The following is a 25,877-nucleotide window of genomic DNA, read 5'->3' on the forward strand; positions in this document are numbered from 1 at the left end:
CGCCTAAGCCAGCAGAATTGCATGGCCATCGGCTATCCAGATTTTCTTCTAACTAGCTGTTTTTCAGGGATAATATCTAATATCGGCAAAATCCCAATCTGCCTGTGAGTTGGGCGATTTGCGGATGCGGCGCATCCATGGGCAAACCGACCGGATTGCCTTGTGAAGAGCATCGTTGACGGACTGATCAGCCCAGCCGCATCAGGTTCCGGTCCTCGAGTTCCACAATTGCGGCCTCGACTTCCCTTGCAAGGCGCCCGGCGCTCCAGCCCAGCGCCTGTCCGGCAATCGCCGCAATCGCCTGCAGGTCGCGGCCTGTCAGGGAGCCTGATATCGCCAAGGTGCTGCGGCGCATGACGATATCGGCCAGATGTTCGACGAACTCGTTGCGGACGATGTAGTCGATTTCCGATTTGCTGTAGCTTTCTGAATCCGGCAGCCGACCCTCATCGCCCGACCCATGCGTGGCGATCTGCGTGGCTCTGGTGCCGTATCGCGACAGCAGCGCATCGAGACGCCGTTCCTCAGCGCCCGTCTTCGAGTGAGCCAGAGCCAGCCAACTTGCTCGCGCTGCGGCATTGGTCGGGAAATCCCTGCCGCCGCCGATCGGCATGGCTTGCGTCGTCACCTTGCGGCTGCGCTGCAGGCGGCCGAGCACGGTTTCGGCGACTTCCTCGGCGAAACCGCGAAAGGTCGTCCACTTGCCGCCGACCAGCGAGATGACCGCGAAAGGTCTGTTCCGATCCGGCTCGGTGACCGGCGCGGAGTGGTCACGGCTGATCAGCCCGGGCAGCGATGCATCGGAGGCCGGCAGCGGCCTGATGCCGCTATAGGCATAGACGATCTGGTCGCGCTCGAACGCCATTCCCGGCAGCAGAGTCCGCACGCTGTCGAGCAGGTACTCGACTTCGTCGGGCTCGCAGCGCACCGCGTCGGGATTGTCGGCCTTGATGTCGGTGGAGCCGACCAGCGCCAGGCCGAGATAATCGTAGATGAGGCAGATGCGGCCGTCATCGGCTTCGAAATAGAGCATGCGCCCGGCCAGGCTTTTGACCAGTTCGTCATGCTTGAGCAGGACGTGCGAGCCCTTGGTGCCGCCGATCATCTTCGACGGCGCGCCAAGCAATTCGTTGACATCGTCGATCCACGGACCGGCGGCGTTGACCACCAGCTTCGGCCGCACCGAAAAGGCCGCGCCGTTTTCCGGCTGGAAGGTCAGTACCCCATCGGCGGACTTGACCAGCGCCGTATAGTTCGCGCTGGCCGAGGCCGCGTTTGCCTGCCGCCCATCGAGGATCAGTTCAAGCACGAGCCTTTCGGGGTGGCTTATCTTGGCGTCGTAGTAGGTGCCGGTGGCGACGATCGAAGGATTGAGCGCCGGCATCCCGCTGAGCGCCTGGCGCCGCCCGACCATGCGGTGGCGCGGCATGACCTGGTTTCGCGAGCCGTAGAAATCATAGATCATCAGGCCGATCTTGATCAGGATGGCACCGCGGCTGCGCGGTGCGCTGGTCGAGCCGAACAGCGTCCGCAGCGCCGCCAGCATGCCCTTGCTCCAGGAAAAGATCGGAATCACGGTCGGCAGCGGGCTGACATAGTGCGGCGCGTTCTTCAAAAGCAGATTGCGTTCAAGTGTCGACTGTGCGACCAGCCCGAACTCGCCGGTTTCGAGATATTTCAGGCCACCGTGAATAAGCCGCGATGGCGCGGCACTGGTGCCCGAGCCGAAATCCGCCTTGTCGACGATCAGACAGCTGACGCCTTGCGCGCACAGGTCGCGAAACAGCCCTGCCCCGTTAATTCCGGCGCCAAGAATGACGACGTCGACCTCGCCGGTTCCGGCCATGGCGGCCAAACGCCCGGCTGGATTTTCCGTAAATGTTGCTTCGCTTGAGCTCATGACGCTTTCGTCTTGACGATGCGCAGCTTCACGCCGGCCCGTTCGAGAGCTTGCGCCCGCGCATCGCCCAGGCCTTCGGTCGCCAGCACGACATCGAAGCTGGTCAGATCGTCGAAGACATGCAGCGCGATCCTGTCGAACTTGGCATGGTCGATCAGAAGGATACGCTTGGCCGATGCGGCCATCATCGCCTGCTTGACCCGCACGACATTGGGATCCTGGATGAAGGCCGTGGTTCCGGTGATGGCCGAAGCCGAACAGATCAGCACATTGGCGCGCAGCTGCGCCACGGCGTTCTCGCAGACGATACCGATATAGGCGTTGTAGGTGCCGTGGTACTGGCCGCCGAGACAGATGAAGTCGAGTTCGTCGACATTGATCAGCAGTGATGCCGTCGCTACGGAGTTGGTGATGACGGTCAGCGGCTTGACGTCGAGCAGCAGTGCCGCGACGGCGTTTGCCGTCGAGGAATCGTCCAGCATCACCACCTGGCCGGCTTCGACATAATCGAGTGCTGCCCGCGCCAGCGCATCCTTCTCGGCCCGGTTGACCGTCACACGGTAGCGGAAGGCGCTTTCGTAGAGGCCGGAAGGCTGAACCGTCACCGCACCGTGCAGCTTGCGCAGCACGCCCTGCTGCGCCAGCCGGTCGATGTGCCGGTGGATGGTCATGCGCGACACGCCGAAATGCTCGACCAGATCGTCGATGCGCACCTGGCCGAGCTTGATCACATAGTCGGCGATCTCTTCGCGTCGTTCGTCGGCCTTGATCATGCGGTTCCCCCAGTGTCTGGCCGGCCCAGCTTCTCGATGTCGGGCCAATGCGGTTCGAGCGCACCGGCTATGCGGCCATAGAGGGAAAAGCGCTCGTTGAACACAGCACTCGAGGCTTGGTCAGGCTCGTATTGGCGCGCCGTCATCCCGACCTGCCTGGCGCCCTGTTGCGGCGTCGCGAAGATGCCAACCGCCGCCCCCGCGCAAAGGGCAGCGCCAAAGGCCGCGGCCTCGTCGGTCGAGGTGACGATGACCGGGGCGTTCAGCACGTCGGCAAACATCTGAACGAAGGCCGGATTGCGCGAACCGCCGCCGGTCAGGCGGATCTCGCTGATGGCAAAGCCGTCGCGCAAGGCTTCGACATGATTGCGATGATTGAAGGCAATGCCCTCCAGAATCGCCTTGAGTATATCGCCGCGATTGTGCCAGCCGTGCAGGCCGACAAAGCTGCCGCTGGCGACATCGCCAAAAGGGGAGCCGAATAGATAGGGGTGAAACAGGATGGTCGAGGGCTTCTTCAGCGCCGCGTCGATCTCTGCTGCCAGAAGCTCGTGGATCGAGCCACCATCGACTGATGCCTTTTCCTGCTCCGAGCGGCAGAACGTGTCGAGAAACCAGTCGTAGTTCGCGGTCGAGGCCGGCGAGATCGCCATGTTGTTCCAGCGGCCTGCGTCGATGGCGTTGCGACAGAGCCAACGCGGGTCGACGCGTGGTTGCGAAGAGACGACTTCGTTGATGGAATAGGTTCCGGCGACGACGGCGAGCACGCCCTCCTCATGGCCGCCCATGCCAAGTGCGGAGGCAGTCACGTCATGCAGTCCGCACGCGACCGGTGTTCCCTTGGCAAGGCCGGTCATTTCGGCTGCCTCGGCGGTGACATGGCCGACGATCGCGGCGGAGTGCGCCATCGGCGGCAGCGCGTCGAAAACATCGTCCAGCCCGAAGATGCGCATCGCTTCCGGCGCGTAATCCTGCGTGCTGAAATCCGTGAATGAGGTGCTGGCCTCGGTACGGTCGGTGCCGATCTTGCCGGTCAGGCAAAAGCGCAGCCAGTCCTTGCAGGCCAGTATATGCCCGATACGCCCATAGCGGGCCGGTTCGTGCTCCCTGATCCAGGCGAGCAGCGCCGATGGCGCCGAGACGTGGGGCGCCTGGCCTGTTCGCGCTAGCGCCTCTTCGAAGACCCGGTCCGCCGACCATCGCTCGACAATCTTGCCGGCGCGGCTATCGAGCGACAGGATTCCAGGCCCCAGCGGCCGACGATCCTTGTCGAGCAAATAGAGACCGTCGCCATGCGCGGTTGCCGCCACCGCCCTGATGTCGTCCGCCGAGCGGCCACATAGCGCGATCGCCTCCTTGATTGCGTCGGCGGTCGCTTGCCAGAGGCCGGCCATGTCGCGCTCCACCCAGCGCGCATGGGGCATCGATTGCGGAACCCGCCGACGCGCCACCGACAACTGCGTGCCATCGGCATCGAAGATCACCGCCTTGGTGACCGTGAGACCGTTATCGATTCCGAGCAAACTGGGCATGGGCGCCGCCGTTTTCAGCAACTGGTGAAGGGCGCTGCAAGGCAATCCTGCAGGTTGGGATAGGGATAACGGACATGACGACAATCAACGAGCAACGGTGATACCAAAGCGCCGCATCCGACGCGGCAAACAGACCATAGTAGCCTGTTAAATTAACGTCAACATGTGATATATTTTGTGGAAATGTCTAACGTAAGCTGAGACATGCATCCGATGCGGGACGAAGCTCCGACCAGTGCCCAACTGGCTGGACCCTGCACGGCGGGCCAGTGGGGGGACGGTGCGACTGACGCTCGAAACGCGTTTGACTGGCTTAGCGAATTCCGTGCGCAGCGGCCGGACCGCCGGCACCGTTCAAAGAAAACGCGACGACTCAAGAAGTTCAGCCACGCCGTCCAGTTCCTTGTGCAGGCGATGCCAGCGACGGTCGAGGTAGACCAGCGAATGCGCCTCAGGGGGGATCTCGTCCGGCTGCACCTCGCCGTCAAGGAGTTCGGCCGCCACCAGTGTCGCGCCCTCGATCGGCAGGACGCCGAGCCGGCGGGCGCGGAACCAGGTCGAGACGCCGGTATAGCGCGGTTCGCCCGTGGGCAGCCGAGCCCAGGCGCCTCCCGGCGGGAAGCGTTCCGCGCCGCTCGACGCGCAGAGCTGCGCCAGGTCGATATCGGTGTAGCGCAGCAGGTGGATCACCATGGTCTGCGCCCGTAGCAAGGGTTCGGACGAGGTCGATTTCATCGACAGCGAGAAGGCGACGACCGGTGGCGCAGCACTTACAGAGATCAGCGAGGACACGGTCATCGCCACCGGTCTGTCGCCGGGATCGGCCGTGATCACGGCAACACCGGCCGGGTGGTGGCGAAAGGCTTCGCGGAAGGCGTTGGTCATCGGATGCGGGAAGCTCATCGACGTCTCTCTTCTGCAGCATGAAATGGGGCCGGATGGGTCCGCCGTCCGGCCCTTGCGACTACTTCTTCTCGATCAGATCGTAGAACTGCCAGGTGCGATCGCTCCACAGCCCGCCGATGTCGCGGCCGGCCGAGGTGACGATCGATGGCGCGATCGTGAAATGGTTGGCCGCCACCATCATCTCGCGGAAGGTGCGCTGGATCACACCGGCGCGCAGCGACGCGCCGCCGCCCGCGCGATAGGCGAAGTTGCAGATATCGACGCCAACCTCATGAATCTCGGATTTGGCCAGATGGACAAGGCTGATCTGCCGCGTCGACATGCTGTTGCCGGCTTCGACCGTCGCCTCGATGTCGCGCCAGACTTCGAAGACGAAGGCGCGGGCAGCGCGATAGCGGGCTTCGGCGCGGCCATAGTCGTGCCAGAATTTCTCGCTCTCGCCGATCAACCCGGCGCGGCCTGACTTGCTGCGGGCGAACTTGGCGATCTCGTCCAGCATCCGCCGCCCGGTGCCGAGTGCCCAGCCGGTATGACCGATGGCGGCGAGGCCGACGACACCGAGACTGAAGAACTCCTTCTGGCGCAGTGGCGGCGCGGTCAGGATCGGGAAGACGAGATCGTCGGCGATGAAGACATCCTCGGCCGCATAGTCGATGCTGCCGGTTCCACCGAGGCCCAGAACGTCCCAATTGCCGAGCTGCTTGTGCTGGGAGATCGGCGCATGGGCGCACATGATGATCACATTGCCCCTATCGTCCTTGGCGGGCTTGCCGGTGCCGTCGTCGACAAAGGCGGCACTGTGGCTATAGGTGGCGTGGCTGAAGCCGCTGCCATAGCTCCACTTGCCGTTCAGCCGGTAGCCACCGTCGACCTTCTTCAGCATGCCGAGCGGCGCCCCCTGTCCCGAGAAACGGTTGTCGGAGCCCGGCGCGAACAGCCGCTCGACCGCGCTGTCCGGCAGAAAGGCAGCCGACATCGCGCCGATGCAGCAATGCACCATGGAAACCCAGCCGGCCGCCCCGGAGTGCCAGGTGATCGCCGCCAGCAGTTCGAGACCCTCGGTGGGTCGCAACTGCGCACCGCCGAGGCTCTCCGCGGCAAAGATATGCGACATGCGCAGCGGCTTCAGCAGCTCGAACGTGGCCGCAGTCAGTTCGCCATTCTCCTCATCGGCGGTGGCGTTGGCTTCCAGGGCCGGTCCGATCTCCGCGATCTTCCTGAGCAAGTCGCGATAGTCGGTGGTCGTCCCCCACGAGCTGTGCTTGATGGGTTTGTTCATCGTGTTCTCCTCCTCCTTTTCAAATGCGATCAGCCGGCGAAGAAATCGCCGATCTTCCTGAGCGTTTCGGGTTTCTCCTGCATGACGAAATGGCCGGCGTCCTCGACGAGGATCAGGCGTGCGTCGGGCAGCGCCTCGACGAAGAGCGGAGCCTGTCCCGCCGGCAGCATACGGTCCCTGGTGCCCCAGACGACCAGTGTCGGATTGGCGATGCGCGCCAGAAAGCGCCGCAGGTTCGGATGCCCCATGCCGAACGGCGCCAGCAGCCGGCCGAGCGTCTCGCCTTCGCGGGCGCGATCGGCGCCGAAGGCCTCGGCAAAGGCGGCGTCGGAACCATCCGGGAAGTAGCGCAGCGCCACCGAGACGTCTTGCGCCAGATAGGCCGGCAACTCCTGCGGGGCGACCGCGCCGAGATCAGTGGCCGGATATGCGGGGTCGTTGAGCCCTGCCGGCGCGATCAGCACCACCTTGTCGAAACGCTTCGCGCGCAAGGCCAGCGAGTTCGGTCGCCATCCAGCCGCCCATGGAAAAGCCGATGAGGTGAGGCTTCTCCGGCAGACGGAGAACATCGAGCAGATTCAGATAGTGTAAAACCATGTCGGACATCGTAGCGACATGCGGCGCCGGGCCAGAAAAGCCGAAGCCCGGATGGCTCGGGCAGAGCACGCGGAAACGGTCCGCGAGGCCCTCGGCAAAGTCGAAGCCTTCAAGCGTCGAGGCGCCGTGCAGGAACAGCACGGGCTTGCCTCTACCGATGGCCATCACCACCGTTTTCGTGCCATCGATATCGTATTCGAGCGTTTCGAATTGAACGGCCATTTTTCACTCTCCTCAAACAAGGTCCGGCTGGATCAGCACTTTGCATTGCGTGGTGCGGCGGCGAAGGCTCTCGAATATCTGCGGAACCGGCGAGAGGTCGATCCGGTCGGTGACCAGAGCTTGCGGTGCGAAAGGTCCGCCTCGAAGCGCATCGAGGGCGACGCCGAATTCGTTGCGCTGATGGAAGAAGACCGAAAACAGCAGGTTCACTTCCTTCGTCAGCGCAACGAACGGGTCCCACTGGTCTCCGCCAATGCAGAGGCCGACCCCGACCACCGTGCCCTGCAGCCGGACCGCCTCGACCGCCGCGCCGATGAGGCCACGCTTGCCAACGCATTCGAAGACGATGTCGGGCGCGCCGCCGCAGAGATCGGTGAGGTTCTCGCTCAGCTTTTCGCCGGAAAGCGCGAAGCCGGTCGCGCCGAGAGCAAGCGCACGCTCGCGCTGATGGCCGTGGATGTCGGCCACCACGACACGCGATGACCCCATGCGCCGCGCCCAGAAGGCGACGAGCAGTCCGATCGGCCCGGCACCCAGTATGGCGACCCGATCCCCCGGCTTCATGCCCGAACGGACGATGCAATGCAGGGCGACCGACAGTGGCTCGGCCAACGCACCATCCTCGAGTGCTACATCGTCGGACAGGATATGACATTGGCGTGCGGCCACGGTCGCGTATTGCGCATAGCCGCCGCCGATCAGCTCCATCTCGTGACAGCGCGCCGGATCGCCGCGCTCGCAGGCCTCGCAGTGTCCGCAACCGCGCATTGGCACGACAGCGACCCGGTCACCGATCCGAAGGCCCGTTGCCTCGGATCCGACCGCGACGATGTCACCGGAGAATTCATGGCCGAGCACAAAGCCTGCCTCGATGCCGAAAGGCACCGGATCCTCGGTGATGTGCAGATCGCTGCCGCAGATGCCGCAAGCGGCGACACGCAAGACGACCTCGTCCGGTGCTGGCGTCGGGTCCGGCACCGTGCCGATCCGCAGTGGGACGCCGACCTTATCGAAGATGGCGGCTTTCATGAAATCCTCCTCGTCAGCGGTTCGGGGTCGACGAGCTTGCGTCGGATCGGGAACCATGGTGCATCCCACCGCTTCGAGATCAGGCCCCAGATGCCCGTCCGGGCGTAGAGCGCCACCAGAAGCGTCATCAGGCCGAGGACGACGAAATAGGTTGCGCCATATTCGCCGAACCAGCGGTCCGCGATGAAGAAGATCAGCGATCCGATCAGAACGCCCTCGATGGACCCGATCCCGCCGACCATGACGATGAAGATCGCGACGTTCGCCCACATCGGGTCAAAGGCCGAACCGGGGGTGATGCGCAGCTGCGCCATGAAATAGATCGCGCCCGCGAGACCGCAGCCGACCGCTGACGCGACATAGATCAGGAAGCGTAGCTTCACGACATTCACGCCCTGGCTGGCAGCTGCAACCGGATTGTCGCGCATGGCGATCAGCGCAAGGCCGAAGCGCGAGCGAAGCAGCCAATAGCTGCCGCCCAGCGTGACGAGCAGCATCCCCGCACAGAGCAGCGACATAGCGACATTCCGCTCGAAGGCCGAATAGTCCTTCATCACGCGAAGCGACATGCCCGCGCCGGAATTGACGAGCGGCAGGTTCGAGGCGGTCAGCCGGAAGACCTCGGCCACCACCCATGTGCCGATCGAAAAATAGGGGCCATCCAGGCGATGCAGCAGCAGGTAGATCGGCACGGCCAGCGCGGCCGGCACCAGGAGCGACAGGAAGACCGCCACAAACGGATTGATGCCGTAGGTCTGCGCCAGCACGAAAAGCGCATAGCCGGCGGCGCCCATGAAGGCGTGCTGGCCCACGGAGACGAGGCCGGCATAGCCGGCGAGCAGGTTCCACATCTGCGCGACGGCGATATAGCAGCACAGCACCAGAACCGACCGGATCGTGCCGGTCGAAGCCCACCACGGCATGACAGCGACAGTGATCATGGCCAGCACCGCCAGCGTCATCGCAATGCGACCGGACCGGGTCTGGCGCTGGACCACGACTTCGGGCACCTCGGTTGTTGCCACATAGGGAATCGCACTCATGACAATGCCTTTCCGAACAGGCCCTGTGGGCGGGTCGCCAGCACGACCAGGAAGACGATATGTCCGGCAAGCACGCCGAAGCCCGGATCGATGCGGAAGCCGATGGCCTGCGAGATGCCGAGCACCATCGAGCCGACGAAGGCGCCCCATACCGTCCCCATGCCGCCGATGATCACCGCTTCGAACGCGTAGATCAGCTGGGCAGGTCCGTCGGCCGGAGCAACAGTCGACCGCAGCGCCTGGAAGACGGCTGCAAAACCGAGAATGCCGACCGCCGCCGCTGTCGCCATCGCATAGACGGCGCGCGGGTTGATGCCGGTCATCGCCGCCGCCTCGACATCGGCCGACGCGGCGCGGAGCGCGCGACCGAAGCGCGTGCGCTTCAGCGTCAGATCGAGGCCTCCTGTCAGGCCCGTGGCAACGGCCAGCACGATCAGCGGCAGGAGACCGACATAGATGCCGCCGATCTCGATGGACTGGCTCTCGATCCCATGGCCGGGCAGCGATCGGCTGTTCGCGGACCATATCTGGAGCATCAGGTTCTGCAGCGCGATCGACAGTCCGAAGGTCGCGATCAGCGAGGGCAGCGGATCGCTGCCCACCACGCGGTTCAGCACGGCCTTCTGCAGCACCCAGCCCATCAGCACCGCGAGCGGCACCAGCACGATCAGCACCGGCAGCGGTCCCAGACCCCAAGCCGTGGCGATCGAGATGCCGATCAGCGACAAAAGGATCACCAGATCGCCATGGCTGATGTTGACGATCCGCATGACGCCGAACATCAGCGCCATGCCGAGTGCATACTGGGCATACATGCCGCCCAGCAGGATCCCCTGCACCAAGGCGTCAAACCACTCCATGGCCCGCTCCAAAATAGGCTTTGCCGATCTGCTCGCGCGTGATTTCGGCGGACCTGCCGGTCAGGGTCACGCGGCCCTCCAGCATGCAGTAGAGGCGGTCCGTGGCGGTCCGGGCGAGGCCGACATCCTGCTCGACCACGATCATCGCTGTTCCGGTGGCGCGGATTTCGGGTAAGGCGGCATAGATTTCGCGGATCACCTTGGGCGCGAGACCAAGGCTGATCTCATCGCAGAGCAGCACGCGCGGCTGGCAGAGCAGCGCGCGGCCGATCGCCACCATCTGCTGCTGCCCGCCCGAGAGGCTTTGCACCTGGGTGCGAGCCTTCTCCTTGAGGATCGGGAACAGCTGGTGCAGACGCGGCAGCGTCCATCCGCCCTTGGCGCCCATGCGCGCGGCCTGGTCGATGGCGACGCGCAGATTGTCCTCAACCGACATGCCGGTGAAGAGGCGGCGGCCCTCCGGCACGATGGCGACGCCCTTCTGCACCATGCGGTCGGTGGCGGTGCCGCCGACCGGCTCACCGTGCAGCAGCACCATCTCGCGCCCGACCGGAAGCAGGCCCATGATCGAACGCAGGAGGGTGGATTTTCCGGCCCCGTTGGCGCCGATCAAGGCCACGGCCTCACCCTGGTGCAGCTCGATGTCGACGCCGTAGAGCGCCTGGAAGTCGCCATAGCGGGCCAACAGCCCGTGGGTGGAAAGAACGGCCGTCATCCCTCGATCCCCATGTAGACGCGCTGGACCTCGGGCAGCGCGATCACGTCGGCGGGCACGCCTTCGGCGATCTTCTCGCCGAAATTCAGCACCAACAGCCGGTCGGCCACCGCCAGCAGCGCGTTCAGCACATGCTCGATCCACACGATGGTGATGCCGCGGTCGCGGATGCGGCGCACCAGCGCCACCAGCGCCTTCGATTCATCGTCGGTCAGCCCGCCCGCGATCTCGTCCAGCAGCAGCAGCTTCGGATCCGACGCCAGCGCGCGCGCCAGCTCCAGTCGCTTGCGGTCGAGCAGAGTGAGAGCGCCGGCCGAGACATTGGCCTTGTCGGAGAGTTCGCACTCGCGCAGGACCTGGGCGCAGAAAGCATAGCTCTGCTTCTCGGACCGGCCGCCGCCGAAAGCGGCGGCGACCAGCAGGTTTTCGAAGGTGGTCATGCCGGAATAGGGACGCGGGATCTGATAGGTCCGCCCGATCCCCATCTGGCAGCGCCGGAAGGGCGGCTCGCCGCGGAGTGCCGTGTCGCCGAGCTGGATCTCGCCGCCGGACGTCTTCAAGTCGCCGCTGATCACGTTGAACAGCGTCGTTTTGCCCGCCCCATTCGGGCCGAGGATGCCCAGCACCTCGCCCCGATGCACGTCGAAAGTCACGTCATGCAGGACGCGGACAGCGCCGAAGGACTTCGACACCCCGTGCGCTTTCAGCAGGATTTCCCTACCCATGACTCTGCCCGCGTCCCCGCTCATGTCACCAGGCGATCGGCTGAATAGCCTGCTGCGGCGCGAAGAGCTGATTGACCGTGTTGTCGACGATCTTCAGGTCATAAGGCCATTTCTCACCCTTCACCCACTGGCCGCCGAAGATCGGCGTCTTGCAGATGTTCTTGTGGGGCGAGCCGTCGAACTTGATATGACCGACCAGCGTCTGCAGATCGGTAGCGACCAGGGCGTCTCGGTTGGCTGTACGATCGAGCGGATTGGAAGAGCGCTTCAGGATGTCGAGCGCGACCTCGAGCAAGGCATGCGAATAGCCCAGCGGCTGCGTCCACTGCCGCTTCGAATCGACTTCCCATTGGCTGGCGATGTCGCTGCTGACCTGCCCGGTCAGCGACGACTTGAACGGGAAGGCCGGTGTCCACCAGACCTCCGAGGACATGCCGTTGCCTAGAGGACCCATGGCCTCGACACCCCCCGGGAACAGGAGTGCCGCCGCCACCGTGACCGCCTTCGGCTTGAAGCCCTGCTGGTTGCACTGGGTGACGAAGGTCTTCAGATCGTCCGGATAGGTAATGCCGCCGATGATCTCGCAGCCCTGCTTCTTGAACTCGGCGATCTGTGCGGAAAAATCATTGGTGCGGGGCTGGAAATAGCCGGGCACCACGACCTCGTAGCCGGCCTTGCGGGTCGGCGCTGGCAAGCCATATTCGTCGTTGCCCCAGGTCTCGCCGTCGATGTTCTGCGGAAACAGCATGCCGACCTTCTTGTTGGTCTCCAGATGGTTCCAGAGTCCGACGAAGGTGTTCAGCGCCTCGTCGAGGCCCCAGAAGAAATGATAGGTCCAGTCGAAGGTCTGCTTGCCGCCGCCGCGCGGCATGATCACCGCTTGCCAGGGAGCACCGGAGGAAATGCAGGGGGTCTCATAAAGCTCGGCCTGCTCGGCCGCGGGCAGGATCGTGTCGGTGGTCGAGGCCGGTACGAGCAGATGCACCTCGTCGTTCAGGATGAGGTTGCCGGCGATTTCCGATGCCTTGTTCGGATTGGACTGGCTATCGCGATCGAGAATCTCGATCTCGTAAGTATTGCCGTCGGCACATTGCAGCTGGCCGCCGAGCAGGGCGCGGATTTTCTGCAAGGTGTAGCCATCCGTTTCACCAAACAGGGCGAGCGGCCCGGTCGTGGGGCTGAGATAGCCGAGCTTGATCTTCCCCGGCGGCGCGCAGATAGGTCGGCATGCCCAGCGTGCTGGCGGCAACGCCGGCTCCAATCCCCTTCAGGACGCTTCGGCGGCTGGGCCGCAAGCCCGATTTCACCAGTTTGTTGTAGTAGGTCATTGTCGGTTCCTCCCTGGGTTAAGTTTCTCCGGCCCACGGGACCGGTCTCAGTTCAAAGCTTGTTCAGGTCATCCTCAGCAGCGAGCCGCCATCGATGACGATCAGCGAGCCCGTCACGTAGGACGCGGCCGGCGACGCCAGATAAAGCGCCAGGCCCTTGATCTCTTCAGGGTCACCGATCCGGCCGATGAGCGACTGGGCCTCGAAGGCCTTGCGGTCCGCCGGATTGCGCAGCCGGCCGCCGGCGATGTTGGTGATGAACGGCCCGGGCAGGATTGCGTTGATGCGGATGTTGTAGGCGCCGAGCTCCATCGCCATGTGGCGAACGAGATGGTTCACCGCGGCCTTGGCGGGCATGTAGGGTGTACCCACGATGCTCTCGTTGATCAGCGAGGCGATGGACGACGTGACGATGATCTGGCCGCCGCCATTCGGCTTCATGTGCCGCACGGCATGCTTGATCGTGGTGTAGACCGAGGTCAGGTTTATCTCGATCACCTTGTCCCAGTGCTCGTCGGGCAGGTTCTCGATGGCGCCCTCGGGGTTCCTTTCGCCCGTCGGGGTGTTGAAGCCCGGCCCGGCGTCGATCCCGGCATTGGCGAACACGACGTCGATCGAGCCGGCCTTCTCGGCCACCTTGTCGAAAGCGGCCGCCATGGCCGCACGGTCGCCGACATCGACGACCTGGCCCCAGACATCGCCACCCGCCGCCCTGATCGCCGCCACGGTCTTCTCCAGCCCGGCAGGGTTCAGGTCGAAGATGCAGACCTTCGCCCCGTGCTCGGCCATGATCTCGGAATAGGCCTGCCCGATGCCGCTGGCGCCGCCGGTGACGATCACCGACTTGCCTCTGACATCGAACATCTTCTCAAGTGCGGCCATCAGTCTCCTCCCTTGCGCGACAGCACGAAATCGAACTCTACGTCGTAGAACGGCGCCGCGACCTCGACCCTGGCCGCGGCTTCGGCGTCCTCGACCTTGCGGAATTCGGCGAGCAGGCTTTTCTTCACGCCGAAGACGGCATCTGAATCGATGTACGGATCGTCCGGATCGAAGATGTGCGTGGTCAGCGCGTCGAAGCCCTCGGCCTCGACGATGTAGTGGAGATGCGCCGGACGATTGGGGTGGCGGCCTAGCGCGCCCAGCAGCTTGCCGACCGGACCGTCATCCGGGATCGGGTAGTATTTGGGCTTCACGCCGCGGAACCAGTAACGTCCGTCCGCACCTGTGCGGAACACGCCGCGCAGATTGAAGTCGGGCTGGATGCCCTTCTGCTGCACGTCGTAGAAACCCTCGTCATTGGCCTGCCAGACGTCGATCTTGGCGCCTGCGATCGGGTTACCCTCGGTGTTGAGGATGCGGCCATGCACGAACATCGGCTCGCCCTTCTGGTCGAGGCAGATGTTCGATCCCATTGGCAATTCGGGCGCGTCGGCGACGTGGAAAGGCCCCAGCACCGTGGATTCCGAGGCACCCGACGGCTTGCGGTTGTTGATCGCATCGACCAGCATCGAGACGCCGAGAACATCCGACAGCAGGATGTACTCCTGCCGCCACTCGTTGCAGATCTGGCCCGTCTGCGTCAGGAACATGATCGCGCCGAACCATTCCTCCTGCGTCGGCTCGATCTCCTTCACCGCCTCATGCAGCTTGCGGGTGATGACCTCCATCACCTCTTTGAGCCGCTCGTCTTTGGCGTTCCTGTTGCGCGCCACGACGACCTCGGCCGAGTTCGCCTCGGTGAAATAGCCGGATTCGTGTTCGTCGATCATGCGATCCTCCTCAGCGCGCCAGAACGGATTTGAAGACCCGGCGCAGTTCGGCCGCCGGATCGGCCGCGAGCGTTTCGGAACGCCAGGCGACGTGGTGGTCGGGACGGACGACCAGGCAGCCGGTGTCGCGGATCTCTCGCGCGCCGGCCCAGTCGCCGGCATGATCCTCGATCGTGCGGCGCGGGCCGATCACATGGCTGCGGATCGGCAGACCGAGCTCCGCGCCCACCGTCTCCGCCGCGGCGACCCACGCCTCGCCGCCAATACCGGTCAAAAGCGTGAACTCGCCATGCCCGCAAAGATCGAGCGTCGAGACCTTCCTGCCCGAGCGCTCGAACACCCAGACATGCGGCAAGCGCGCGCCCGGCCACGTCGTTGGCGCATAGTGCAGCTCGCGATCCTTCTCGAATGCCGGCTCGCGCTGGCCGTCGGTCACCACCGCGCCGGACGCATAGCGCTGGTTCATCTCGACGCCATGGGCGTCGAACTCGTACTTCTTGAAGGCGATAGCCTTGCGGAGCGCCTCGCGCTGCGCTTCGGCCGCGGGCGTCGCGTCGGCGCGGGCCTCCATGTTCCTCTGGATCTTGTCGTGATCGACGCCGCCATCCATGCCGAGCGCCTCGAAGATCGGTCCGAATTCGGCAATGGACTGGTTCGCCCGCGTCACGATCTGGCGCGCGATCGGTGCGCGCTCGGCAGAGTAGCTATCCAGAAGCCCGATGCCCGCCTGCCCCTTGACGACCTTGGCAAGCTTCCAGGCGAGATTGAACCCATCCTGGATCGATGTGTTCGAGCCGAGCCCGTTCGAGGGCGGATGCCGGTGCGCGGCGTCGCCCATGATGAACACCCGCCCCTTCTGCATGTGCGTGGCGAAGCAGTTGTTCACCGTCCAGGTGTTGGCGCCCAGGAGCTTGATCTCGAGCGCGGGATCTCCGACCAATTGACGCGCGACCTCGGTGGCCAGTTCCGGCGTTACCTCCGGCGGCGGCTGGTTGATGTCGTAGCCCCAGACGATCAGCCACTCGTCCCACGGCCGCACCATGCGAACCAGACCCATGCCGATGCCGCCGACGTCGGCGCCGGGCTGCATGACCCAGTAGAGGACGCTCGGCCGGTGCGCGACGTATTTCGACAGATCGGCCCTGAACAGGATGTTCATCGAGCCGCCGACGCCCATCTTCCCGTCGAGCGGCAGGCCCAGATGCTCGGCCACCAGCGAGTCGCCGCCGTCGGCGCCGACGAGGAACTTCGACCGCACGGTGAAATCCTTACCCGACAGCCGATCGCGGCAGGTCGTGGTCACGCCGTCCTCATCCTGGACATGGCCGACATATTCCGTGCTCATGCGCGCCTGCGTCCCGCGGGCGCAGGCCGACTTGAACAGGATCGGCTCCATGAAGGTCTGGGGCAGATCGTTCATGAAACAGGGAGACGACAGCAGATGTTCGGCCTTGGAGAGCGGCGCTGTACCCCAGCTCTTCATGCGGCCGATCTCCTCGCCGGCCAGGCTTTCGCAGAACACGTTCTCCCCCATCAGTTCCTGCGGCGAGGCGTGCATCATGGCCTCTGCCTCGACATCCGGACCGAGGTCGCGCAGCACTTCCATGGTGCGCTGGTTGGTGATGTGGGCACGCGGCGTGTTCGACAACCAGCGATAGCGATTGACGATCATGTTGGCCACGCCGTAGCTCGACAGCAGCGCGGCCGTGGCCGAGCCGGCCGGGCCAGTGCCGACGATCAGCACGTCGGTTTCGATATCCGCCATCAAATTCCTCCCTCGATCTTCGGACCGGTCAGCCTGCGGCGGACCGGAAACAGGTGCAGGCCCTTGCGGGACGCGATCAGGCCCCACAGCCCCTTTGGCGCAAAAAGCATCACGACAACGGCGATGAGGCCGAGCGTCATCAAGTACCAACTGCCGTAGTCGGCCAGCGCCGAGCGCAGCGCAAAGAAGACCAGCACACCGAGGATCGGCCCCTCGATGGTGCCGATGCCGCCAATGACGACAATGAAGATGACGTTGGCGGTCCAGTCGGTGACGGCAAAGGCCGCGCTCGGCGAGATGCGGGCCGTCTGCAGGAAAATCAGCGCGCCGGTCAGCCCGGTGGCAGCCGCGGCGATCAGAAAGACCGCCCATCTGAGCCGGGCGGTATCGACGCCCACCGATTGCGCCGCGTCGACATTGTCGCGCACGGCCGCCAGCGCCAGCCCGAGGCGGCTGCGCAGCAGCCAGTAGATGCCGCCCGTCACGGCCACGACCAGCACCAAAGCCAGCCAGTAGGCCATGACATCGCGTGCCGCGGCCTCGCGGACGCCGAACAGCGCCCGGACCGCATCGGTGCCCAGGATGCTGCTCGTCGCCTCGCGCGGCAGCGACGTGCCGGTGCCGCCGCCAAGTGCCTTCCACTGCGCAACCAGCAGGCGCGTCACTTCGGCGATCACCCAGGTGCCGATGGCGAAATACGCGCCCTGCAAGCGGAACGCGAAAAAGGCCATCGGAACTGCCAGCACCAGCGCCGCAAGGCCGCCCAGCGGGATCGCCAGGACCGGATTCCAGCCGAGCAGGATCACGCCGGCGAACATCGCGTAGGCGCCGATGCCGACGAAAGCCTGCTGGCCCACCGAGACCAGGCCGCCATAGCCCGCCAGCAGGTTCCAGATCTGCGCCAGCGTCAGCATGGTGAGGATGAAGAACAGATCCTGTATGACACCACGCGAGGCCACGGCAGGCAGCGCGAGCGCGGCGACGAGGAAGAGCGGCACGATGATCGCGGTCACGGTTCCGGCGCGGGTGCGGGTTGTCAGTCGATACATGCCGCCCCCCTCAATCCACTGCGCGCGGAAAAAGTCCGCGCGGCCTGAGCAGCATCACGGCCAGGAAGGCGATGTGGCCGGCCAGTATCTGCCATTCCGGATTGAGCGCGGCGCCAAACGTTTGCGCCACGCCGATGATGATCCCGCCGGCAAGCGTTCCCCACAGGCTGCCGAGGCCGCCGATGATCACCGCCTCGAAGGCATAGATCAGCCGCGCCGGTCCGATCGAAGGATCGAAGTTCGCGCGCATGCCGAGATAGAGCGCCGCCAGCGTCACCACGACCATGGCGATCCCGGTGGCGATCGCGAAAATCCGCTTCGGCTCTATCCCCATCAGCCCCGCCGTCACGGCGTCGTCCGAGGTGGCGCGGAAGGCACGGCCGAGGGCGGTGTGGTAAAAGAGCGCGTTGAGCGCAATGATCGTCACGATCGCCGAGGCAAAGGTCATCAACGGCATGATCCCAACCGTGACCAGCCCTAGATCGAGCGATGCCCCTTCCAACGCGCCCACCGGAATGCGGCGGCTGTCGGCGGAGAAGGCCTCGAGCAGGCCGTTCTGCAAGGCGACCGACAGGCCGAACGTGACCAGAAGCGGCGGCAGGATGTCCTTGCCCAGCACGCGGTTCAGGACGGCGGCCTGCAGCAGCCAGCCGAGCCCGAACATCACCGGCATGGCAATCAGGGCAGCGATCCAGGGCGACAAGCCGAGCAGCGTGACGCCCATCAACACCAGATAGGCGGCAAGAATGATGAGGTCGCCATGGGCGAGGTTCACCAGCCGCATGATGCCGAAGACGAGGCTCAACCCTGCTGCAAACAGGGCATAGAGCCCGCCCAGCAGAATCCCTTGCACGAGGGTGTCCAGCCAGATCATCGCCGCGCCACCTCGATCAGGCCACAAGGGTGCTGCGCGAGCAGACGACCGAGCCTTGGTTCCCGCGTCATGCCGCCACTCCGAAATAGGCAGAGTGGATATCTTCGCGCGTGACCTCGGCCGCCCTGGCGGCCAGCGTGACGCGACCCTCCATCATGCAGTAGACGCGGTCGGCCACTGCCAGCGCCTTGCCGATATCCTGCTCCACCAGCACGATCGCGGCGCCGCCTTGGCGGATCCTGGGAAGTGCTGCGTAGATATCGCGGATGACGACGGGCGCGAGGCCGAGGCTGATCTCGTCGCAAAGCAGCAATTCGGGGTTCGACATCAGCGCCCGGCCGATCGCCACCATCTGCTGCTGGCCACCCGAGAGCGCGGTACCGGGGCTCTTGCGCCGCTCGCCCAAGATCGGGAAAAGGTCATAGACCGCGTCGAGGCTCCACGGCCCCTGCACCTTACGCGCCTGCCCGCCGACCAGCAGGTTTTCCTCGACGGTCAGCGAAGGGAACAGCCGACGCCCCTCCGGCACCATGGCGATGCCGCGCTTCATGATCTCGGCCGAAGACAGCGCGCCGATCGGCTCGCCCCTGTGCAGCACCATGCCGGGCGCGTTGCCGATCACGCCGGTGATCGAGCGCATCAGCGTGGATTTGCCGGCGCCGTTGGCGCCGATGATCGCCACGCATTCGCCCGCGGCCACGGTGATATCCACACCGAACAGTGCCCGGAACTGGCCGTAATTCGCGGTGAGGCCGCGCGTTTCCAGCATCAGACCTCGAGCCCCAGATAGATTTCGCGAACCGCCTTCGAGGCCATGATCTCATCAGGCGCGCCGATCCCGATCACGCGCCCGAAATCCAGCACGAGGAGCCGCTCGACCACCGAATTCAGGGCATGCAGCACATGCTCGATCCAGATGATGGTGGTCCCCCTCGCGTGGATGGCTCTGATCGTCGCGACCAGGGCCTTGCATTCGCCCTCCGTCAGACCGCCCGCGATCTCGTCCAGAAGCAGAAGTTCGGGGCCTGTCGCCAAGGCGCGGGCGAGTTCCAGGCGCTTGCGGTCGAGAAGGCTCAACGAGCCGGCCACGAAATTGGCTTTCCTGAGAAGCTCCGTCGCCTCGAGGATACCAGCGCAATCCTCGACCATCTCGGCCTCGCGTCCGCCGCGGCCGAAGGCGGCGGCGGTCAAGAGATTTTCGAACACGGTCAGCCCCTCGAAAGGCTGCGGAATCTGGAAGCTGCGGCCGACGCCCATGCGCACCCGCTCCATGGCCGGAGCGCGGGTCACGTCGCGGCCGAGGAATTCGATGCGGCCCTCATTTGCAAACAAGTTTCCGGTGACCAGGTTGAAGAGCGTCGATTTTCCCGCGCCGTTCGGGCCGATAATGCCCAGCGCTTCGCCGCGCGGCACGCTGACGGTCACGGAATCCGCAACCTTCAGGGCGCCGAAGGACTTCGAAACGTTTTCCAGCCTGAGTATCATCACAGTCATCCTTGGGTCGCGCCGAACGAGGGCGGCGGTATCAGCCGCCCCCGGCAGCGTCAGGCCAGGGCTTCCATCTTGCCAGCGGTGGGAATCTCGGTAGCGCCGGCGTTCTCGACGATCACCAGATCGAAGCCGCCACCGGCCTTCTTCCGCCACTGGCCGCCAACGAGCGGCGTCTTGCAGACGTTCTTCGCGGCGAAAGGCGGCAGTCCCGCACCGCTCCATGCCACTTTCCCCACCACCGTCGTCATGTCGGTGGCGGCTATGGCCGCCGCGATCGCCTCGGCATTGGTCGGATCCGAAACGCGCCCCATGACATTGGCCGCCACCTCGAACAGCGAATGGACAAAACCGATCGGCTGCGTCCAGGGGCGCCCGGTCTTGGCGGTGAAATCCGCCGCGAGTTCCGCCGAGCTCTCGCCCGTCACGGACGATTTGAACGGATGCGAGGCCGACCACCAGACCTCGGATGAGAGGTTTTGGCCGGCATCACCGAGCGTCTCCACCGATTGCGGAAAGAGGATCGCTTTGGCCACCGTCACCGCCTTGGGCTTGAAGCCCTGCTGGCGGGCCTGGTTCCAGAAGGTGGTGAAGTCCGGCGGAATGACCACACCGGTGACGATCTCGGCATTGGCTGCCTTGAAGGCGTTGACCTGCGCCGTGAAATCGTCCGACAGGTTCTGATAGCGGCCGGGATCGGCAAGGCTGAAACCGGCGGCATCGAGGCCCGGCTTCAAGCCGTTCTTCGGATCACCCCAGGCATTGCCGTCGGCATCGTTCGGGAACAGCCCGCCCACCTTGCCGTTGGTGGAAAGCTGCTTCCACATGCCGGTGTAGACGGCGATGATGTCTTCGAGACCCCAGAAATAATGATAGGCAAAGTTGAAAGGCTTCCACGAGGACGGATCGGCCGGATTGCCCTGCTGGCCGATGAACCAGGGCTGCCACGGCGCCATCGTCGAGATCACCGGCACGCCCTCCGCCTCGCAGGTGGTGGCTACCGGATTGGTGTTCTCGGGCGTCGAGCCGACGAGCATCAGGTTGATCTCGTCATCGACGATCAGGCTCTTGGCTACCTCGGCCGCGCGGTTGGGGTTCGACTGGCTGTCCTTGACGATGACCTCGAAGTTCTTGCCCGCCTCGGAAGCGAGGAAGGCCTTGATGTTGTAGGCGTCGCTTTCCGCGAAGCCGGCGAGCGGCCCCGTCTGCGGCGAAACATAGCCGAGGCGGATCTTGGCGCCTTGCGCGATGGCCGGCGTCGCCAGGCGCGAACCGGCGAGCGCCAGGCCTGTCGCCGCCGAGGCTTTCAGTAGGCTGCGTCTTGTGATCATGTTTGGTTCCTCCCTCTCGTTTTGTTCTCAGTCCCCCGGACGGCGTCCCTCCCACGCCGCCTGAAGGAGTTCCCTTATCGATCCCGGATCGATCGGCCTTGGATTCGCATAGGCATTCTTCACCGCGATTGCCGCCGCGCGGTCGAGATCGGCCTCCTCGATGCCGATCGCCTTCAGGCTCAGCGGAGAGCCGACCGACTGTGCGAAATCCCAGAGCCCGCCGCCCGCCGAACCACCACCGAATGCCTCGGCGATCGGGCGCAGCAGATCGGGCACCGCCGCTTCGTTGAAGGCGGTCGTGTAGGGCAGCAGGATGGCGTGGGTTTCGGCGTGCGGCGTGTCGAACGAGCCGCCGAAGACGTGCGCCAGCTTGTGATGCAGCGCCATCGAGACATAGCCTAACGCGGTCGAGCAGCACCACGCCGCATAGAGCGCCTGCGTCCGCGCCGCGCGATCCTGCGGATTGCCGATCAATCTTGGAATGCCTTCCCGGAAGGCAACCATGGCATCCCTGCACATCAGCACGATGACCGGATTACGATCGGGGGCATACAAGGCTTCCATCGCATGAGCGATCGCGGTCATCGCCGAGGTTACGGTGAGGTTTACCGGCAGGCTCAGTGTCAGATCGACGTCGTAGATCACCGTCTCTGGGCGAATGTCCGGCGAGCGGCGGGTGGTCTTCTCGCCGGCTGCCGTCTCGCCGAGTATGTCGGTCATTTCCGAGCCGGCATAGGTGGTGGGAATGACCACCTGGTCGGCGCCCGTGCGCACGGCAATGGCCTTGCCGAGCCCAGTGGTCGAGCCGCCGCCGAGGCTGACGACCGCCGAAGCGCCACTGCCGCGGAAGGTATCGATGGCCTTTTCCGTGACCTCGACAGGGGTATGCATGACCGCGCCGGCAAAGATCCCAGCGGCGAGGCCACCAAGGCTTGCGGCCAGCCTTTCCGCATCGCCCTTCTGATGCGGCGTCGAAAGCACCATCACCTTTTCATGGCCGAGCCGCCGGACTTCCTCCTCGACGCGAGCCATGGTGCCGGCACCGAAGACCACCCGTGTCGTCAGGCCCGGAAAGGTGAAGCTGTCCATCATCGCGCCGCCTCCATGCGCGGGCCACGCCCGGCCGCGAGGTCGTCGAGGATAGTGCCCAGCATGGCAATCTCGGCGTCCGAGACCTCATGGCCGCGGCCCGGGAACAGATCGGCCCGCAGGCTCGCGCCAATCCGGCCCAGCGATTGCGCGGCATCGGCAAACGCCGAGACCGGTATCCAGGGATCGGCATCACCACCGGAAAGATAGATCGGCATTCCGGCCGGCGCCGCCTCGGATCTTTCGTCCGCCGGAACGCCGACACGGCAGCCCGTGAAGGCCGCCAAAGCGTCCGGCGGCGGCAGCCCCGCACAGAGATATTCGATCGAGAGACACGCCCCTTGCGAGAAGCCCGCGAGAAGCAGCGGCAGTCCGGGCAGTTCGGCACGCGCCGCAACCATTGCGGCCGCAAGGTGGTCGAGCGCGTCAGAGAGCTGCGCGCGGGCGACCGGCGTCAACGGGTCGACGGCACGCGCCTCCCACCACATGCCGTGCGGCGCGCGCGGCAGGATGAAGGCCACGGCCGACGCGGAAAGCCGCGACAGCACATGGGACTGCATCTCTTCGGGCGATTGGCCGCGGCCGTGGACGAAGACGCAAATCGCCTTAGCCTCGGGGCCTCTTGGCCCAAGCCGGAGCGGACCGCTGCCTGAACTCACGCGAAATCCGCCTGTTCCAGGCCGGCCTGCAATTCGCTCTCGCGGTCCTTGAACCAAGGCGGGAAGACCAGCGTCTTGCCGATCTGGCCCGGAGGCTCGTCCTTGGCCCAGCCTTCCGGCGTGGTCCAGGCAATTTCGAACAGCGCGCCGCCGGGCGAGCGGACATAACAGGACTTGAAGTAGTTGCGGTCCTTCTGCTCCGATATGTCCGTGAAGCCGAGGCCCTCGATATGAGCGCGCAGCTTCAACTGGTTCTCTTCGTCGCCGGTGTTGAGGGCGAGGTGGTGGATCGTGCCTCCCGCCAGAGTCCAGGTGCCCTGCGGGCTGTCGCGGTCGACAATGACCTCCACGCGCTGTGCGACGCCGGCCGCATCCGGCACGCGGAACACGAGCCCCTCGTGGTCGTCGGCCTCTTTCTCCATCGGCAATGCGATGGTCAGGAAGTCGTCCATGGCGGTGCGGTCCATCACCGCCACCACGGCGCCGTAGATTCCCTTGATGCCGTGGGCCTTGCCGATGCCCTGCGCCTCGTTGGTGATGGGCGCGCGGGGATCCCTGTCGCTTTCCACCAGCTCATGCGGGATGCCGCAGGGATGTGCGAAAGCCGCACGGTCGGCGCCAAAACGGGTGATCTTGATGGCCTCGATGCCGCGCGCATTCAACCGGTCGACCCAGAAATCCGCGGCGCCCTTGGGGATCGACTGCATGATGGTGCGCGATTGGTTGGACCCGCGGCGGCCATAGACGCCCGGCTTGCGGAACGGGAAGGTGGTGATGATCGTCGACGCATCGCCATTGGGCGAGCCGTAATAGAGGTGGTAGACCGGGATGACGCCGTCGAACAAGACGGTGCGCTTCACCGAATGCAGGCCGAGCGCCTTGGTATAGAAATCAAAATCTTCCTGAGCGCTGTCGGTCGAGAGCGTCAAATGGTGGTAGCCGCTGATACGTGCCATCGGTCATCTCCTCCCAGAGGTTTCGGTATCGCTCCGCCGCTGCGGGCAGAGCACGAGGTTGAGGTCGAGCGCGTGCTTGCGTTTTCCTCCATTGGGCGGCAGCGCGCGGAACTCGGCCATGAGTTCGGGTTTGACCCCGAAGATGGCATCCCGGCCGATCGCAGGGTCCGACCGGTCGAAGATGTGGGTCGTCAGCGTCTCGAAGCCCTCCGCCGAGACGCGAAAATGGATATGGGCCGGCCGCTCGAGGCCAAGGCCCAGCGCTGACATCAATTGACCGACCGGTCCGTCCGACGGCAGCGTGTAGCCCTTCGGCTTCACCGTCGTGAAGCGGAACCGTCCCTGCGGATCGGTACGGAAGCGTCCGCGCAGATTGAATTCCGGCTGGCGGTCGGGTTCCTGGTTCTCGTAGAGACCCTCGGCATTGGCCTGCCAGATCTCGACCGTCGCATCGCCGACCCCCGCGCCGTCGAGCGCGACGATGCGGCCCGCGACCTCCAGCGGCTCGCCCTTGTGATCGCGCGAGATGTTCGCGCCGGGTGGCATCTCCGGCACGTCGGCCCGGTAGAAGGGCCCGGCCAGGGTGTTTGGTGTCGCTCCGGCGGGGCGCGGGCTGTTCTGATCCTCGATCAGCGAAGACACGCCCAGGACGTCGGCGAACAGCACCCATTCCTGGCGCCGCGCATCGGCGTAGTGGCCAACCTCGGTCAGAAAATCGATCGCCTGGCGGAATTCCTCGCCGGAGGGCCGCAACTCCACGATCAGCGCGTGCAAACCATCCACGGCTGCCTGCGCCGCCGCCGCCAAGCGGGACTGGCCCATTGCCGTCAGGCGCCGCGAGAATTCCTCGGCCTGCGTCGATATCGCCTTGGGGGACTCATCCCGCTTCGGGTCGTGCTGGCCGTGCATTCCGCCGGGGCCTCCCTTCCCCTTGCCAAGCGGGATAGCACGGCCCGACGCGATGCTTGATGAGATGTGACGTCCCTTGTATAGCGTTTTGCTATGAAGCTGAACGAGCGCCACCTCATGCAGCTCGCCGCGGTGCTGGATGCCGGCGGCGTGTCGGAAGGAGCCGCCATGCTGGGCTTGACCCAGCCGGCGGTCAGCCGATCACTGGCCATGCTGGAGGCGCGGGTGGGTGAGCCGCTGTTCCTCAAGGGCCGCCGGCCGCTGCAGGCGACGCCGCTCGGCTTCCAGCTGGCGGCGCAGGGCCGCACGATCATCACCGCGTCCCGCAAGGCGTCGGATGCGGTGCAGGGTTTCATGAAAGGAACGAAGGGCGTCGTCCGTGTCGGCGGCGTGCCTTTCTTCATGGACGCGATGATCAGCCGGATGATCGGAGAGTTCCAGAAGCTCGAACCCGAGGTCACCGTTCAGCAGAGCTATATGAACCTGCCCGAGATGGTCGCGGCGCTGGACAGCAACCAGATCGACCTCGGCATCGTGCCGATCGGCGTGCTCGACCTTGGTCCCGGCTTCGAATTCACCGAAATCCTGCCCGGACGCAATGTCGTGGCTTGCCGGCCCGATCATCCCCTGCTGCGAAATCGCCGTCTCAGGGCGCATGACCTGACCAGCTTTCCCTGGGTGGCTCCCCTGCCCGGCTCTCCGCTGATGTCGGACCTGCAGATGATCCTGATGAGCATCGGCATGTCGGACCTGAACATCCGCTATTCGGGAGGCTCGCTGATGAGCGTGATCAACTTCCTTGCCGAAACCGATGCGTTGGCCGTGCTGCCATTCTCCGTAGTCTTCGCGCAGCGCAAGGAGAGCCGGGTTACGGTGCTGCCCTATGAAATCCCGCAGCCCAGCCGCTCACTCGGTATCCTTCGCCGGGTCAGCGGACCACGCTCACCGGCGGCAGAGCGCTTCGCGGGCCACGTCACGACCGCCTTCGAAAACCTGAAGCACATCATTAAACGGCATGAGAATGCCGTTGTCTGGGGACGGTAAACCAGCCTCGCTATTCGAATGATGCGGTAGCG

The 25,877-nt window shown here is 64.8% G+C and carries 26 protein-coding genes and 1 pseudogene; 1 reads left to right on the plus strand and 26 read right to left on the minus strand.

The genetic code is table 11. The features are described from left to right. Positions 1-187: 187 nt before the first annotated feature. From A9K65_RS29110 to A9K65_RS29225, 26 genes and pseudogenes are all read right to left on the minus strand, one after another. A complete protein-coding gene (locus A9K65_RS29110; RefSeq protein WP_198327673.1) occupies positions 188-1,846 on the minus strand; it encodes a glycerol-3-phosphate dehydrogenase/oxidase in 1,659 nt (552 codons plus the stop codon). 50 nt (positions 1,847-1,896) lie between these two features. Continuing rightward, positions 1,897-2,673, minus strand: coding sequence for a DeoR/GlpR family DNA-binding transcription regulator (locus tag A9K65_RS29115; RefSeq protein WP_024502442.1), 777 nt, complete (start codon positions 2,671-2,673; stop codon positions 1,897-1,899). Further along, on the minus strand, positions 2,670-4,205 hold the full coding sequence (locus A9K65_RS29120; RefSeq protein ID WP_064995181.1) for an FGGY-family carbohydrate kinase: 1,536 nt from the start codon (positions 4,203-4,205) through the stop codon (positions 2,670-2,672). Before A9K65_RS29120 ends, A9K65_RS29115 begins: the two co-directional genes overlap by 4 nt. 354 nt (positions 4,206-4,559) lie before the next feature. After that, complete coding sequence (locus tag A9K65_RS29125; RefSeq protein ID WP_013533080.1) at positions 4,560-5,108, minus strand: flavin reductase family protein; 549 nt, start codon at positions 5,106-5,108, stop codon at positions 4,560-4,562. 61 nt (positions 5,109-5,169) lie between these two features. After that, positions 5,170-6,390 carry an acyl-CoA dehydrogenase family protein gene (locus A9K65_RS29130; RefSeq protein ID WP_063171525.1) on the minus strand — a complete coding sequence of 407 codons (1,221 nt, stop codon included), beginning with the start codon at positions 6,388-6,390 and terminating at the stop codon, positions 5,170-5,172. Between the two features lie 29 nt (positions 6,391-6,419). After that, entirely contained in the window at positions 6,420-6,881 is a 462-nt protein-coding gene (locus tag A9K65_RS36165) for an alpha/beta fold hydrolase (RefSeq protein WP_245321929.1), read from the minus strand. Further along, entirely contained in the window at positions 6,805-7,209 is a 405-nt protein-coding gene (locus A9K65_RS36170; RefSeq protein ID WP_245321931.1) for an alpha/beta fold hydrolase, read from the minus strand. Before A9K65_RS36170 ends, A9K65_RS36165 begins: the two co-directional genes overlap by 77 nt. 12 nt (positions 7,210-7,221) lie before the next feature. Beyond that, positions 7,222-8,238, minus strand: a complete 1,017-nt coding sequence (locus A9K65_RS29140) for an alcohol dehydrogenase catalytic domain-containing protein (RefSeq protein WP_064995014.1) — start codon at positions 8,236-8,238, stop codon at positions 7,222-7,224. After that, on the minus strand, positions 8,235-9,281 hold the full coding sequence (locus A9K65_RS29145; protein WP_064995013.1) for a branched-chain amino acid ABC transporter permease: 1,047 nt from the start codon (positions 9,279-9,281) through the stop codon (positions 8,235-8,237). Before A9K65_RS29145 ends, A9K65_RS29140 begins: the two co-directional genes overlap by 4 nt. Then, the gene (locus A9K65_RS29150) at positions 9,278-10,141 is read right to left on the minus strand and encodes a branched-chain amino acid ABC transporter permease (RefSeq protein ID WP_064995012.1); all 864 of its coding nucleotides are present in this window, start codon (positions 10,139-10,141) and stop codon (positions 9,278-9,280) included. The genes A9K65_RS29145 and A9K65_RS29150 overlap by 4 nt, the downstream gene beginning before the upstream one ends. Then, positions 10,128-10,856 carry an ABC transporter ATP-binding protein gene (locus A9K65_RS29155; protein ID WP_013533086.1) on the minus strand — a complete coding sequence of 243 codons (729 nt, stop codon included), beginning with the start codon at positions 10,854-10,856 and terminating at the stop codon, positions 10,128-10,130. Before A9K65_RS29155 ends, A9K65_RS29150 begins: the two co-directional genes overlap by 14 nt. Beyond that, on the minus strand, positions 10,853-11,581 hold the full coding sequence (locus A9K65_RS29160; protein ID WP_063171523.1) for an ABC transporter ATP-binding protein: 729 nt from the start codon (positions 11,579-11,581) through the stop codon (positions 10,853-10,855). Before A9K65_RS29160 ends, A9K65_RS29155 begins: the two co-directional genes overlap by 4 nt. Before the next feature lie 25 nt (positions 11,582-11,606). Then, positions 11,607-12,830, minus strand: coding sequence for an ABC transporter substrate-binding protein (locus tag A9K65_RS29165; RefSeq protein WP_245321932.1), 1,224 nt, complete (start codon positions 12,828-12,830; stop codon positions 11,607-11,609). 5 nt (positions 12,831-12,835) lie between these two features. Beyond that, positions 12,836-12,909: pseudogene (locus A9K65_RS36655) on the minus strand (hypothetical protein); the annotation flags it as partial. Between the two features lie 63 nt (positions 12,910-12,972). After that, the gene (locus A9K65_RS29170) at positions 12,973-13,791 is read right to left on the minus strand and encodes an SDR family NAD(P)-dependent oxidoreductase (RefSeq protein WP_013533089.1); all 819 of its coding nucleotides are present in this window, start codon (positions 13,789-13,791) and stop codon (positions 12,973-12,975) included. Further along, positions 13,791-14,681, minus strand: a complete 891-nt coding sequence (locus tag A9K65_RS29175) for an intradiol ring-cleavage dioxygenase (protein ID WP_064995011.1) — start codon at positions 14,679-14,681, stop codon at positions 13,791-13,793. The genes A9K65_RS29170 and A9K65_RS29175 overlap by 1 nt, the downstream gene beginning before the upstream one ends. A 10-nt stretch (positions 14,682-14,691) precedes the next feature. Beyond that, on the minus strand, positions 14,692-16,446 hold the full coding sequence (locus tag A9K65_RS29180; RefSeq protein ID WP_064995010.1) for an FAD-dependent monooxygenase: 1,755 nt from the start codon (positions 16,444-16,446) through the stop codon (positions 14,692-14,694). Further along, on the minus strand, positions 16,446-17,495 hold the full coding sequence (locus A9K65_RS29185) for a branched-chain amino acid ABC transporter permease (protein ID WP_064995009.1): 1,050 nt from the start codon (positions 17,493-17,495) through the stop codon (positions 16,446-16,448). The genes A9K65_RS29180 and A9K65_RS29185 overlap by 1 nt, the downstream gene beginning before the upstream one ends. Positions 17,496-17,505: 10 nt before the next feature. Then, complete coding sequence (locus A9K65_RS29190) at positions 17,506-18,369, minus strand: branched-chain amino acid ABC transporter permease (protein WP_013533093.1); 864 nt, start codon at positions 18,367-18,369, stop codon at positions 17,506-17,508. Positions 18,370-18,436: 67 nt separating this feature from the next. Then, entirely contained in the window at positions 18,437-19,138 is a 702-nt protein-coding gene (locus A9K65_RS29195; RefSeq protein WP_063171519.1) for an ABC transporter ATP-binding protein, read from the minus strand. Then, a complete protein-coding gene (locus A9K65_RS29200) occupies positions 19,138-19,854 on the minus strand; it encodes an ABC transporter ATP-binding protein (protein ID WP_064995008.1) in 717 nt (238 codons plus the stop codon). Before A9K65_RS29200 ends, A9K65_RS29195 begins: the two co-directional genes overlap by 1 nt. A gap of 59 nt (positions 19,855-19,913) precedes the next feature. Continuing rightward, positions 19,914-21,188, minus strand: a complete 1,275-nt coding sequence (locus A9K65_RS29205) for an ABC transporter substrate-binding protein (protein ID WP_064995007.1) — start codon at positions 21,186-21,188, stop codon at positions 19,914-19,916. 27 nt (positions 21,189-21,215) lie between these two features. After that, a complete protein-coding gene (locus A9K65_RS29210) occupies positions 21,216-22,277 on the minus strand; it encodes a maleylacetate reductase (protein WP_064995006.1) in 1,062 nt (353 codons plus the stop codon). Continuing rightward, complete coding sequence (locus A9K65_RS29215; RefSeq protein ID WP_064995005.1) at positions 22,277-22,936, minus strand: dienelactone hydrolase family protein; 660 nt, start codon at positions 22,934-22,936, stop codon at positions 22,277-22,279. The genes A9K65_RS29210 and A9K65_RS29215 overlap by 1 nt, the downstream gene beginning before the upstream one ends. Next, the gene (locus A9K65_RS29220; RefSeq protein WP_064995004.1) at positions 22,933-23,892 is read right to left on the minus strand and encodes a VOC family protein; all 960 of its coding nucleotides are present in this window, start codon (positions 23,890-23,892) and stop codon (positions 22,933-22,935) included. The genes A9K65_RS29215 and A9K65_RS29220 overlap by 4 nt, the downstream gene beginning before the upstream one ends. A 3-nt stretch (positions 23,893-23,895) precedes the next feature. Beyond that, positions 23,896-24,801: a dioxygenase gene (locus A9K65_RS29225; protein WP_063167498.1), complete on the minus strand. Its 906-nt coding sequence runs from the start codon at positions 24,799-24,801 to the stop codon at positions 23,896-23,898. 93 nt (positions 24,802-24,894) lie between these two features. Here A9K65_RS29225 and A9K65_RS29230 point away from each other — a divergent pair, with 93 nt between their 5' ends. After that, a complete protein-coding gene (locus A9K65_RS29230) occupies positions 24,895-25,845 on the plus strand; it encodes a LysR family transcriptional regulator (protein WP_013533101.1) in 951 nt (316 codons plus the stop codon). Positions 25,846-25,877 lie beyond the last annotated feature (32 nt).

The organism is Mesorhizobium sp. WSM1497, assembly GCF_001672455.2.
Lineage (GTDB): Bacteria > Pseudomonadota > Alphaproteobacteria > Rhizobiales > Rhizobiaceae > Mesorhizobium > Mesorhizobium ciceri.

Excerpts from the sequence above, each read along its gene's own strand:
- A9K65_RS29110 (WP_198327673.1), bottom strand. The coding sequence starts at position 1,846 with ATGGCCGGAACCGGCGAGGTCGACGTCGTCATTCTTGGCGCCGGAATT.
- A9K65_RS29115 (WP_024502442.1), bottom strand. The coding sequence starts at position 2,673 with ATGATCAAGGCCGACGAACGACGCGAAGAGATCGCCGACTATGTGATC.
- A9K65_RS29120 (WP_064995181.1), bottom strand. The coding sequence starts at position 4,205 with ATGCCCAGTTTGCTCGGAATCGATAACGGTCTCACGGTCACCAAGGCG.
- A9K65_RS29125 (WP_013533080.1), bottom strand. The coding sequence starts at position 5,108 with ATGAGCTTCCCGCATCCGATGACCAACGCCTTCCGCGAAGCCTTTCGC.
- A9K65_RS29130 (WP_063171525.1), bottom strand. The coding sequence starts at position 6,390 with ATGAACAAACCCATCAAGCACAGCTCGTGGGGGACGACCACCGACTAT.
- A9K65_RS36170 (WP_245321931.1), bottom strand. The coding sequence starts at position 7,209 with ATGGCCGTTCAATTCGAAACGCTCGAATACGATATCGATGGCACGAAA.
- A9K65_RS29140 (WP_064995014.1), bottom strand. The coding sequence starts at position 8,238 with ATGAAAGCCGCCATCTTCGATAAGGTCGGCGTCCCACTGCGGATCGGC.
- A9K65_RS29145 (WP_064995013.1), bottom strand. The coding sequence starts at position 9,281 with ATGAGTGCGATTCCCTATGTGGCAACAACCGAGGTGCCCGAAGTCGTG.
- A9K65_RS29150 (WP_064995012.1), bottom strand. The coding sequence starts at position 10,141 with ATGGAGTGGTTTGACGCCTTGGTGCAGGGGATCCTGCTGGGCGGCATG.
- A9K65_RS29155 (WP_013533086.1), bottom strand. The coding sequence starts at position 10,856 with ATGACGGCCGTTCTTTCCACCCACGGGCTGTTGGCCCGCTATGGCGAC.
- A9K65_RS29160 (WP_063171523.1), bottom strand. The coding sequence starts at position 11,581 with ATGGGTAGGGAAATCCTGCTGAAAGCGCACGGGGTGTCGAAGTCCTTC.
- A9K65_RS29170 (WP_013533089.1), bottom strand. The coding sequence starts at position 13,791 with ATGGCCGCACTTGAGAAGATGTTCGATGTCAGAGGCAAGTCGGTGATC.
- A9K65_RS29175 (WP_064995011.1), bottom strand. The coding sequence starts at position 14,681 with ATGATCGACGAACACGAATCCGGCTATTTCACCGAGGCGAACTCGGCC.
- A9K65_RS29180 (WP_064995010.1), bottom strand. The coding sequence starts at position 16,446 with ATGGCGGATATCGAAACCGACGTGCTGATCGTCGGCACTGGCCCGGCC.
- A9K65_RS29185 (WP_064995009.1), bottom strand. The coding sequence starts at position 17,495 with ATGTATCGACTGACAACCCGCACCCGCGCCGGAACCGTGACCGCGATC.
- A9K65_RS29190 (WP_013533093.1), bottom strand. The coding sequence starts at position 18,369 with ATGATCTGGCTGGACACCCTCGTGCAAGGGATTCTGCTGGGCGGGCTC.
- A9K65_RS29195 (WP_063171519.1), bottom strand. The coding sequence starts at position 19,138 with ATGCTGGAAACGCGCGGCCTCACCGCGAATTACGGCCAGTTCCGGGCA.
- A9K65_RS29200 (WP_064995008.1), bottom strand. The coding sequence starts at position 19,854 with ATGATACTCAGGCTGGAAAACGTTTCGAAGTCCTTCGGCGCCCTGAAG.
- A9K65_RS29205 (WP_064995007.1), bottom strand. The coding sequence starts at position 21,188 with ATGATCACAAGACGCAGCCTACTGAAAGCCTCGGCGGCGACAGGCCTG.
- A9K65_RS29210 (WP_064995006.1), bottom strand. The coding sequence starts at position 22,277 with ATGGACAGCTTCACCTTTCCGGGCCTGACGACACGGGTGGTCTTCGGT.
- A9K65_RS29220 (WP_064995004.1), bottom strand. The coding sequence starts at position 23,892 with ATGGCACGTATCAGCGGCTACCACCATTTGACGCTCTCGACCGACAGC.
- A9K65_RS29225 (WP_063167498.1), bottom strand. The coding sequence starts at position 24,801 with ATGCACGGCCAGCACGACCCGAAGCGGGATGAGTCCCCCAAGGCGATA.
- A9K65_RS29230 (WP_013533101.1), top strand. The coding sequence starts at position 24,895 with ATGAAGCTGAACGAGCGCCACCTCATGCAGCTCGCCGCGGTGCTGGAT.